At 60.8% G+C, this 10,694-nt stretch carries 6 protein-coding genes and 2 pseudogenes; 5 read left to right on the top strand and 3 right to left on the bottom strand.

Annotated features, from left to right (window positions below):
• Complete coding sequence (locus tag ACSEXW_RS15960) at positions 1-492, bottom strand: DnaJ family domain-containing protein (protein ID WP_438447164.1); 492 nt, start codon at positions 490-492, stop codon at positions 1-3.
• Between the two features lie 164 nt (positions 493-656).
• Here ACSEXW_RS15960 and ACSEXW_RS15955 point away from each other — a divergent pair, with 164 nt between their 5' ends.
• From ACSEXW_RS15955 to ACSEXW_RS15935, 5 genes and pseudogenes are all read left to right on the top strand, one after another.
• Positions 657-3,053, top strand: coding sequence for a helix-turn-helix domain-containing protein (locus ACSEXW_RS15955; protein ID WP_438447163.1), 2,397 nt, complete (start codon positions 657-659; stop codon positions 3,051-3,053).
• A complete protein-coding gene (locus tag ACSEXW_RS15950; RefSeq protein WP_438447162.1) occupies positions 3,025-4,596 on the top strand; it encodes an extracellular solute-binding protein in 1,572 nt (523 codons plus the stop codon). The genes ACSEXW_RS15955 and ACSEXW_RS15950 overlap by 29 nt, the downstream gene beginning before the upstream one ends.
• Before the next feature lie 151 nt (positions 4,597-4,747).
• Positions 4,748-7,444 (top strand): annotated as a pseudogene (locus tag ACSEXW_RS15945) (pectinesterase family protein); the annotation flags it as partial.
• A gap of 102 nt (positions 7,445-7,546) precedes the next feature.
• Positions 7,547-9,022, top strand: a pseudogene (locus ACSEXW_RS15940) (pectate lyase family protein); the annotation flags it as partial.
• Positions 9,005-9,367, top strand: a complete 363-nt coding sequence (locus ACSEXW_RS15935; RefSeq protein WP_438447334.1) for a fibronectin type III domain-containing protein — start codon at positions 9,005-9,007, stop codon at positions 9,365-9,367. The pseudogene ACSEXW_RS15940 and the gene ACSEXW_RS15935, both read left to right, overlap by 18 nt.
• A 121-nt stretch (positions 9,368-9,488) precedes the next feature.
• Here the strand turns inward: ACSEXW_RS15935 and pflA are convergent, their stop codons facing one another.
• Both pflA and ACSEXW_RS15925 read right to left on the bottom strand, forming a co-directional pair.
• Positions 9,489-10,262, bottom strand: coding sequence for a pyruvate formate-lyase-activating protein (pflA, locus tag ACSEXW_RS15930; protein ID WP_438447161.1), 774 nt, complete (start codon positions 10,260-10,262; stop codon positions 9,489-9,491).
• Positions 10,263-10,357: 95 nt separating this feature from the next.
• Positions 10,358-10,694 (bottom strand): glycine radical domain-containing protein (locus ACSEXW_RS15925; protein ID WP_438447160.1); only part of this gene is annotated, 337 nt, incomplete at its 5' end.

Raw genomic sequence — 10,694 nt, 5'->3', positions numbered from 1 at the left:
CTATCTCCACTTCTCGATCTGTTCCCGGATGGTGTCGCGGGTGACCTTGCGGCGGTGGAGGGTCAGGCTGGGGGCTTCGACGTTCATCTGCACGATTCTGCGGTTGATGTCGGCGAGCTGCCGGTCAATCTCTGCATCGTCCGGCTTCCGGTCCATGAGGCGGACCGTGTCCTCCATCGCTTCCAGGATGGTCTGCCGCAGCAGCACCCACGGGTGGGGGATACCGGCGTTCTTCAGGATGGTGTTCATCACATCACCGGTGGGGATCACGAGAGGCTTGCCATACCCGGGAAGGGATTGGGGTCCTCCACGTTTCTCGAATTCCTCGTAGGCTTCGTCCAGCCAATGCTTCAGCTGGGCTTGGCCCGCCACCGCCGCATCGTGATCCACGAACAGATCGGCGGGAAGGGGGATGTGGGCCCGGGGCTCGGGCCCCGGCTCCAGACGCTCGGACGGGTCGGGGCGTCCGGCGGTTTTGTTGCGTTTGAACACGGCGGGTCCTCCTCGCTGCGGCCGTCTTGTCTTCGTATACCGGAGAGATGATAGTCAAGGATATAGCTTTTCCAACCGGATATTCCGCTATTTATGTGCCGCAATTATATATTTTTATAGTAGAATAAGAAAGGTAAGGCACAGCATGATCGGAGGGAAGGCTCTTGAGAAGCCGTTCCGGCTCGTATTACGTGAAATTGGTGGTCTTCTGCTTCATCATAACATCCCTGCCCGTCGTCCTGCTCGGGATTCTATCGTATGGACATGCCTCCAAGGTGGTCCAGAGCAATGCGAATGCGCAGAAGCGGCTGAATCTGGCCCAGATGGAAACCAACGTGGAGCAGCTGCTGAAGACGGTGGACCAGTCGGCCACCCACTTCCTGAGCTCGTATATGGTGCAGACCGCTCTGGGGGAGCCCTTGAACCCGCGGCAGTTCGCCCTGGTGAACCAGCTGAAAACGGAGCTTGGCTTCCTGCAGCGGCTGGACTCGGGGATCAGCGACATCACGCTCTTAAGCCGCACCGGCAATTGGCTGATGAACAACAACGGCATCTACCGCCTGGACCAGGTGAAGGGCATGAACTACCAGGCCTTGATGGAAGCGACGGCAGCATCGTTCTGGACCGTGGAGTCCGACAGGGAAAAAGCTTCTGCTCCGAAGGACGGCACCGCCCCTTCTGCAAACGATTGCAGCCAGCAGCTACGGCTGGTGAAGAAGCTCCCGCTGACCGCCTTCACTCCTACCGGCTTGGCGGTTCTGACGATTCCGGCCTGCACGTTCAGCGATCAGATCTCTCTGGACTCGGCGAAGGAGTCGTTCCTCATCCTGGATGAGCACCGGAATCCGGTCTGGAGCGAGGGCTTGCCCGTACGCCATCCGGAGCCTCTCTTGCTAGCCCTTACGGAGGCTTCCGCAGAGGGGCAGATGGAGCTTACCCTGGACGGACAGCCGGCCGCTCTGATGTACCGGGTGTCGGATTATACGGGGTGGACGTATGTCTCAGCGGCTCCCATCGCTCAGCTGACCAAGCAAAGCAGGGGCATCGGCTGGTTCACCTTCTGGATCTGCCTCATGCTGCTGATGTTCTTCATCCTCTTGTCGCTGGTGCTGTCGAGGCGCATGTACCGGCCGATCGTCGCGCTCTACAGGGAGGTGACCGGGGGCAAGACGGGGTCAGAGCAGGGCAGGCGGGTGGACGAGCTTCGGGTCATCGGAGAGCATATGCATACCATGTCCCGGACCCAGCTGGAGCTGAAGGACCGCCTCCAGGGACAGATGGAGCAGCTGAAAACCTTCTTCATGCTCAAGCTGGTTCTGGGCGGGCTGAAGGAGGAGGAAATCGCCGCCGGCCTGGACCGGTTCGACCTGAAGACCGGATTCCGGAGATTGGCCGTCGTCGCTGCCGAGATCGATCTGGAGCCGACCCGGTTCGAGTCGAAGGATCATGACCTGCTGCTCTTCGCCGTCCACAACATGGTGGAGGAGCTGCTGCCGGAGGGAGCCCGGCTGGCTCCCATACTCATGGGGCGGTATCAGATTACGGTCATGATCTCGGAGCACGATGATGAAGTGCAGTTCCGGGAGGAGCTGTTCGCCCGTGTCAAGGGGATCCAGGATTCTGTAGCGGGCGTGCTGGGGCTGCCCGTCTATGCGGGGATCAGCCCGACCTATGTAAGACTTGGAGACATTCCCCGGGCCTACGAGGAAGCGGCGGCGGCTCTGGGCTCCCGGAAGCGCCTCGGCGGCAAGTCCGTCGTGGATTACGACGAGCTGGGGGAGAGCCGGGCCATGCTGTATTCATACCCGGCGGAGATGGAGAAGGAGCTGTTCGAGGCGGTGAAGCTGGCGGAGCGCGAGCGCACGGAGGAGCTGCTCGGGCGTATGATCGGCGAGATCTGCAGCAGCAGCCCGGCTCTTCACGACCGGCAGCTCCATGTCCTCCGCCTGCTCATGAACCTGCTGAATCTGGCCCGCAGCATGGATGTGCAGGCATTGGTTCCCGCCGACCAGCAGGCGCTGTTCGACGGGCTGTTCCGGCTGGACCTTCCCCAAGAGGGGGAAGCCTGGCTGCTGGAGAAGGTGGTCGGTCCGATCCTTGCGGGCGCCTCGGAGCGGACGGAGCTAAGGCACCTTCACTTGTCCAGGGAGCTGGTGAGGATCATCCAGGAAGAGTTCGAGACGGATCTGTCCATCGAGCTCTGCGCGGAGCGGCTCCATTATAACGCCAGCTACCTGAGCACCGTCTTCCGCAAAAGCATGGATGTCCCCTTCAGCGTCTACCTGGCCCAGCACCGGCACCGGATGGCTCAGAAATGGCTGGTGGAGACGGGCATGTCGGTGAAGGAAATCTCGGAGCGGCTCCGGTACAACAATCCGCAGAACTTCATCCGCTCCTTCCGCAAGCAGGAGGGGGTGCCTCCCGGCAAGTACCGGGAGCTGAACAGCGGTGGAACCGGCACGGAACCGGCAGCGGAGGCGGACCTTCCGACCGAAAGGTCCGGAGATCATCCGGAGAAAGGGGAGGATGCTTATGAGCGGATGGCAGTCGGCAAACATTAGAAGGACCGTTCAGGTGCTCGCTCTCGGAAGCCTGCTGCTGTCGGGCTGCCGGGGAACGGTGACAGGGACGGCTCCCGTGAAGCCGGAGGCATCCCCCGGGGAGGGAGGGCCTGCGGACATCTCCATGATGCTGGTGCTCTACACCAAGGAGACGCCTTCGGAGCTTCTGCAGCTCGAGCTGGAGCGGATGACAGACACCCGGCTCGCCTTAAGCTGGGTGCCCGACACCGTCTATACGGACAAGCTGATGTCCGGTTTTGCGGCGGGAACGCTGCCCAAGGTCGTGCAGGTGAAGGCGGTGGATCTGAAGAAGCCGACGGTGGTGAACGGCATCCGGTCGGGCTTGTTTTGGGAGATCGGCCCTTATCTGGAGAGCTATCCGAACCTGTCCAAGCGGATGAACAAGACGATTATGGATAACGGCGCTTACTTCGGACGCTACTATGGTCTCTATTGGGAGCTTCCCATGTCCCGTCAGGGCATCCAGTTCCGCAAGGATTGGCTGGCCAGGCTGAAGCTCGCCGAGCCCCGTACGGTCGATGACCTGTATGAGGTGCTGAAGGCGTTCACCTACGGGGACCCGGACGGCAACGGGAAGCAGGACACCTACGGGCTGGTGGACCGGAACGACCTGGTGTACGGCGCCTTCAAGAATATAGCCGCTTATATGGGGGCTCCCAACAACTGGGGCTGGTCGGAGGGGCGGCTGACCCCTGACTTTATGACGCCGGCCTACCGGAGCGCCATGGATTTCATGAAGAAGCTCTACGACGAGAAGCTGATGAATCCGGACTTCACGATCACGAGCAAGGTGCAGCAGGAGGAACGGTTCGCCGCCGGGGAGGCGGGGATGATGATCACGAACCTGCTGGCCTCCAATGCCAACGATAAGCTGAGGAAGGGGAATCCTGAAGCCGAGGTGGATATTCTGAACCGCATCAAGGGCCCGAACGGGGAGCATGTCTGGGGAGGAACCGGCTTGGGCGGACTTTACCTGTTCCCCAAGTCAGCGGTGAAGACGGAGGAGGAGCTCAAGAGGGTGCTCCGTTTCTTCGATCAGCTGCTGGAGGAGGATGTGAACAATCTGATCACCTATGGCCTGGAAGGACGCCACTACGTGAAGGCGGAGGGCAATGCGGCCAAGGTGAAGCCGGAGACCAAGGAGCTGCGGGAACGGGAGGTCCAGGATTACAATACGGCTCTCCGCACCTTCAACATCCGCTACTTGTCCCAAGGCAGCGTCAACAGTCTCCAGAGGAAGATCAACACCATGATCGAGGATAACCAGACCATCGCCGTTGCCGATCCTGCGGCGGGGTTGATCTCTGCCACCCAAGCGGAGAAGGGCGACGAGCTGCGTTCCATCATCACCGATGCCACCTACAACTACATGCTGGGTGTTCTGGACGGCAGAGGCTTCGACCGGGAGCTGGCCCGTTGGCGGGCCGTTGGAGGGGACCGGATTATCCAGGAGATCAATCAAGCTTATGCCGAGGACCATACGATAGAAGGGAAGCCTGCTGATACCGCCCATAATCCTTAGCTCGAATCCGGCTCCTGCGCCTTGCGGGGCCGGTTTTTTTTGACGGCGGCAGGACTTGTCATGTCATATGGGTTCCAAAGAGATGATTATGGCGGCGGGGTCAGGCGGGCTCCATAATGGCTAACATAAGGCCGCCTGTCCGGGCGGGCTTATGAACGTAATCATTCCCATAGGAGGGTTCAGCTGCATGAAAAAAGGGTTACGCACATTCCTGTGCCTGCTGCTTCTTACAGCCTACGTCCCGCTGGCGGGTCAAGCGCCGGCGCAGGCTGCGGATGCGGCGGCTGCCGTTACCGTGCTCTTTGAGGATCATTTTGAGAGCAGCGCGCTGGGGGCTGCGCCGGAGGGCTATACCGCGCCGTTCAGCAGCGGCGTCATCAGCGGCTTCAGCGCAACGAACAATACGACCGTCATCCAGAATGACAATCTGAAGAACAGCTACGGCAACACCTCCGCCAAGGTGGCGGGCAACGACACCAACGTACTCTGGATCAACGACGGCCCCAGCAGGGGAGGCTTCAATAAAGCCTTCGCTCCGGTTACGGCCGACAGCGGCAAGGGAGTGACCGCCGAGCTTCGCTTCATGCAGCCGGTGAAGGTCGGGGACTCGTACGTCCTGGAGCTCTTGGACAGCAGTAAGAAGCTGGCGCTCTCCTTCAATGTGAACGCCTCGCCCGTGCCGGTAACGACGAACACCTGGTTCACCGTCAAGTACGTGGCGGACGTGAAGGCCAATACGGCGGATCTCTACGTGAACGGGGCCTACTACGGCAACGTGAAGTTCTCGACGCCGGTGACGGATCTGGCTTCCGTCAACTTCCGGATGGCCGGCTCTTCCACCGGCAGCGCCTATGTGGATGACATCCTGGTGAAGCGCCAGGAGGTGGCCACGCCCCAGAATCTGGCCGGTGAAGGCGCCAACAAGCGGGTGGAGCTGGTCTGGAATGCAGCCAGCGGTGCCGATTCCTACAAGGTGTACCGCAGTGCGGCTGCGGAAGGACCGTATGTGCAGATCGCCGAGGGCGTATCCGCCAACGCGTATTCGGACACCGCCGGACTCGAGAACAACAAGTATTATTATTACCAGGTCAGCGCAGTGAATATGAACGGGGAGAGCGAGCTCTCCAACGCGGCGCAGGCTTACCCGAACGACATTCCGGCTCCTTCTGCCGAGATCACCGGCCTCCGGAGCATCGTCCGCGACGGTCAGCTGACAGTGGTATGGGATGCGGTGCCGGGGGCGACCTTCTATACCCTGGAGCGGAGCACGACGCCTGACGGGCCCTTCTACTCCCTGCTCCAGAACGGCAAGCCTAAGATTACCGGCACCTCTTATCTGGATGCCAATCTGACTGCCGGCGTGAGCTATTATTATCGGCTGACGGCCGGCAACGTTGGCGGCTTGGGCCAGCCGAAGCTGCTCTCGCAGGCCGTACCGGCTGCACCGTTGGCTGCGCCGGCTCTGGTCTCCGCCGCATCGGGCTCGAACCGGGTGGAGCTGGCATGGACCGCCGTGCCGGGGGCGAGCGGGTACCAGGTGAAGCGCACAGCGTCCAGCGGCGGCCCTTATACCGCCGTCGGAACTGCGAAGGGGGCAAGCTTCACAGATACGTCTGCCGAGAACGGCAAGGTGTACTATTACGTGGTGTCCGCTGTGAGCGGCGCCCAAGAGAGCATGATCTCCAACCAGCTGAAGGCCAAGCCGTTTGCACCGGTCAGCGGCGCTCCGGCCCGGCCGGCCGGTCTTGCAGCCAAGGCGGACGAAGGCAGCGTCACCCTCACCTGGACCGCCGTGCCGGGCGCTGCGTCCTATAAGGTGAAGCGGGCCGCCGGAACCGGCAGCGTGAGCTTCACCGAATTGGCGGCCACAGGGGCAGGGGAAACGTCCTATACGGACCTCCAGGTCGTCAACGGAATCGCCTACACCTATACGGTGACGGCCGTCAATGCCGCCGGGGAAGGTCCCGAGGCCGAAGAAGCCGCAGCCATGCCGGCCAAGGTGCTGACCGTCGACCCGAAGGCTCCGGCTGACGGGGTCAAGGTGTTCCATACGATCCAGCAGGCGGTGGATCAGGTTCCGGCCGCTAATGCCCAACGGATCGTCATCTCCATCGCGCCTGGCGTATACACCGAGAAGCTGAAGGTTCCCAGCCCGTACGTGAGCCTGGTAGGAGCCGGCATCGACTCCACCGTCATCGTCTACGGCGATTACGCAGGGACTTCGGCCACTACAGGCAAGCCCGGACACACGGGCAATACCTTCCTGAGCCAGACCGTGGAGGTGACGGGCGATTATTTTACCGCGTCGAACCTGACCATCGAGAACAGCTCCGGCCCCCGGAACGAAGTCGCGCAGGCGGTGGCTCTGTCGCTGAAGAGTGATATGGCGGTTCTGGATACCGTGAAGCTGGTCGGCTATCAGGATACGCTCTATAACGGCCTGAATGCCAAGAAGCAGGCTCGCCAGTATATCCGCAACAGCGTGATCCAGGGCGATGTGGACTTTATCTTCGGGGAAGCGAACGCCGTGGTGCTGGACAACGTCAAGATGGTGCTGGCAAGCAATGTTCCGGCCAACGCGACGGCCGGCGGACACGTAACGGCAGGCGCACAGGCCAACGTCACCGACAAGGGGTACGTCTTCCTGAACTCCCAAGTAGTGGACGGACCGACCGCCAAGGGCGTCTACGATCTGGGCCGGCCCTGGAAGGACTACGCCCGGGTCAGCTTCATCAATACCCTGATCGATTCCCAAAACTTCCTGAATGCCGGTTGGATCGCCGGCTGCGCAGGCACCTGCAAAATCAGCTATTTCTCTGAATACAACAGCTACGGCCCGGGAGCCAACCCGTCCGCCCGGCAGATCTCCACCCAGCTGACCGGACCGGAAGCCAGTATTACCGTGGCCCAGGTCTTCGATTACAAATGGGATCCGTCGGCTGCCGTTGCCATGCCGCGGCATGCGTCTGCGCCTTCGGTCACCACGATGACCACTGCCTTCGATAAGAATCCGTCGGCCCAAGCGGATCTCCACGCTGTATGGAGCGGCAGTGCCAAAGGGCCGGAGGCCGTTGCCTATGCCGGTAAGGACCTGGCGGCTTCAGATTATGCCGTTCAAGGCCATGTCCTGACCATCAGCCGCAAGTTCCTGGCCGGATTGCCGGCCGGCAACTCGGTGCTGAAGCTTCGCTTCGCGGAGGGAGAGGCTGCGGTGATCGTCACCGTCAAGGACTCCTCCGTCACCGAGCTGGGACGGGAGGTGCTTGACGTCAACGACGGATGGGGCTCCTACCCCAACGGCATACGAGGCGGCGCCGATGCCTCGACCTCCCAGGTGTTTACCGTTTCCAAGCGCAGCGAGCTGATGAAGGCGCTGGCTAATGCGTCCGCTACGCCGAAGATCATCTACGTGAAGGGTACCATCGATATGAACGTGGACGATCAGGATCAGCCGGTCGGCATGGATTTCTATAAGGATCCGGGCTATGACTTCCAGGCTTATCTGAAAGCCTACGATCCTGCGGTATGGGGCCGGACCGATGTTCCGGCAGGGCCTCTGGAAACCGCACGTGCGGCCTCTGAGACCAATCAAGGCAACCGAATCAAGCTGCTGGTGGGCTCCAACACCACACTAGTTGGCCTTCCGGGCTCCAACGCCAAGATCAAAGGGGGCAACCTGACCCTTCAGAATGTGGACAACGTCATCGTCCGCAACATCGCGTTCGAGGATACCTTCGACTACTTCCCGCAATGGGATCCGACGGACGGAAGCTCGGGCAACTGGAACTCCGCCTTCGACAGCGTGACGGTCAAGGGCTCTACCCACGTCTGGGTCGATCACAACAGCTTCAGCGACGGAGACAACCGCGACGACTACAACAAGGTGTACTTCGGGCGGCAGTACCAGCAGCATGACGGATCGCTCGACATTACCAACGCCTCCGACCTGGTGACGGTCTCGTACAATTGGTTCCATGATCATGACAAAAACACGCTGGTCGGCGGAAGCGACAGCTACACAGCCGATGCCGGCAAGGAGCGCATCACGTTCCATCATAACTACTATGAGAACGTGACCCAGCGCGCGCCGCGGGTGCGCTTCGGCCAAGTACATCTGTACAACAATTATTACGAGGGCACCTACAAGAATGACAGCTATCCGTACCTGTACTCCATCGGAGTCGGCTACCAGTCTCAGATCTATGCGGAGAACAATTTCTTCGCCATGGATGCGGGAACGCCGCCTACGGCTCTCTTCCAGGTGAACGGTGGCAAACAGTTTACGGATACGGGCTCCATGCTGAACGGCCAGCCGGTCCGGCTGACGGCGGGCTCCAGCCTGACGCCGGTGAGCTGGAAGCCGACCCTCGTCCCGCATCTGGATAAGACGGCCGATGTTCCGGCTGTCGTGAAAGCGAAGGCAGGGCCCTTCGACCGGGAAGCGCCCGTATGGCCGGCCGGAACCGTGTTGTCCGCTTCGGAGGTGACCAAGACCTCGGTCACCCTGACATGGATGCCGGCCGCCGACAATACACGGGTATCCGGCTACAAGGTCTACCTGGTCCAGGGCGCCGCTTATCAAGAGGTGGCGGTGTTGGGCAACGTGACCCGCTTCAAGGTGGATACGGGGCTCTCGAAGGATACGGCGTACACCTTCACCGTGCAGGCGTTGGATGCCGCAGGCAATGCCAGCGGCTATGCACCGGTGCTTAAGGTGACGACCGATCATGACAACCGGGATAACAATCCCGCCGCAGCCAAAGGCAAATAATTCATAGAGAAGGACCTGCAGGGACGGGCGCTTCGGCGCCCATGCGCAGGTCCTTCGGCAAGGGAAAAACCCCGTTCCGGCCAGATGCGCCAGAACGGGGTTTTTGGGATGGTGGTGTATATCAAGCGGAGCGGGATTCCCCGGCGCCTGCCGAAGCTACGGCCTCCGGCTTGGCCTCCAGGATGGCCTTGGCGATCTCGACGGCCTCCGCAGAGGGGGATTCCACATCCTCCAGCAAATATTTGTAGCCCAGGTTCTGCCACTTGTAGACGCCAAGCTTGTGGTAGGGCAGGACCTCGATCTTGCGGACGTTCTGCAGGCTGTGGATGAAGGAGGAGAGCTTGCGGAGATCCTCCTCGGCATCCGTCCAGCCCGGCACCAGGACGTGCCGGATCCAGGCCGGTACCTTGTGATCGGACAGGTAGCGGGCAAAGGCTAGGATGTTCTCGTTGCTGCGCCCGGTCAGCCGCTTGTGAGCCTTCTCCTCGATATGCTTCAGATCCAGGAGGACCAGGTCGATGTAAGGCAGAAGCTCTGCCAGCTTCTGCTGGAAGCTTTCCTCGGTGCTGTAGCAGCCGCCGGAGGTATCGAGTGTGGTATGAATGCCGCGGGCCTTGCATTTCTTGAACAGGTCGATCAGGAAGTCCAGCTGGAGCAGCGGCTCGCCGCCGCTGACAGTGATGCCTCCGCCGGAAGCTTCGATGAAGGGTAGGTAGCTCTCGAAATCGGCCATGATCTCGTCCGTTGACATGATCTTGCCCTTGCCTGTTTCCCAGGTGTCCGCGTTATGGCAGTATAAGCAGCGCAAGAGGCAGCCTTGGGTGAACACGACATACCGGATGCCGGGTCCGTCCACAGTGCCGAAGGTTTCGATGGAGTGTACGTTGCCTTTCATAGAAGGTTCCTCCTAAACAGCTCCCACCAAAGGGTCGTTAAGCTCTGAAGCTTAGGGCGATTCCTTTGGTGGGGGCCTTTTATTTGATATACAGGTTACAGCGAGCTGTGGAACGTCCGGTTTATGACGTCGATCTGCTGCTCGCGGGTCAGCTTGATGAAGTTAACCGCGTAGCCGGATACCCGGATGGTCAGCTGCGGGTACAGCTCCGGATGCTCCATGGCGTCCATCAGCGTCTCGCGCTTGAACACGTTGATGTTCAGGTGATGGCCCTGCTTCACGGCGTAGCCATCCAGGATGGCCACCAGGTTGCGTACCTGGGATGCATCGTCCTTGCCCAGTGCCTGCGGCACGATGGAGAAGGTGTTGGAGATGCCGTCGACGGAAGCATGGTACGGCAGCTTGGAGACCGAGGTCAGGGAAGCCAGGGCG

Source organism: Oryzibacillus soli, assembly GCF_051594765.1.
GTDB lineage: Bacteria > Bacillota > Bacilli > Paenibacillales > NBRC-103111 > Paenibacillus_AR.
The sequence above is the reverse complement of the archived record's forward strand: the minus strand, read 5'-3'. Positions and strand labels throughout refer to the sequence as shown.

Bases quoted from the DNA above. Each gene is read 5' to 3' on its own strand.
- ACSEXW_RS15950 (WP_438447162.1), top strand. From the start codon at position 3,025: ATGAGCGGATGGCAGTCGGCAAACATTAGAAGGACCGTTCAGGTGCTC.
- pflA (WP_438447161.1), bottom strand. From the start codon at position 10,262: ATGAAAGGCAACGTACACTCCATCGAAACCTTCGGCACTGTGGACGGA.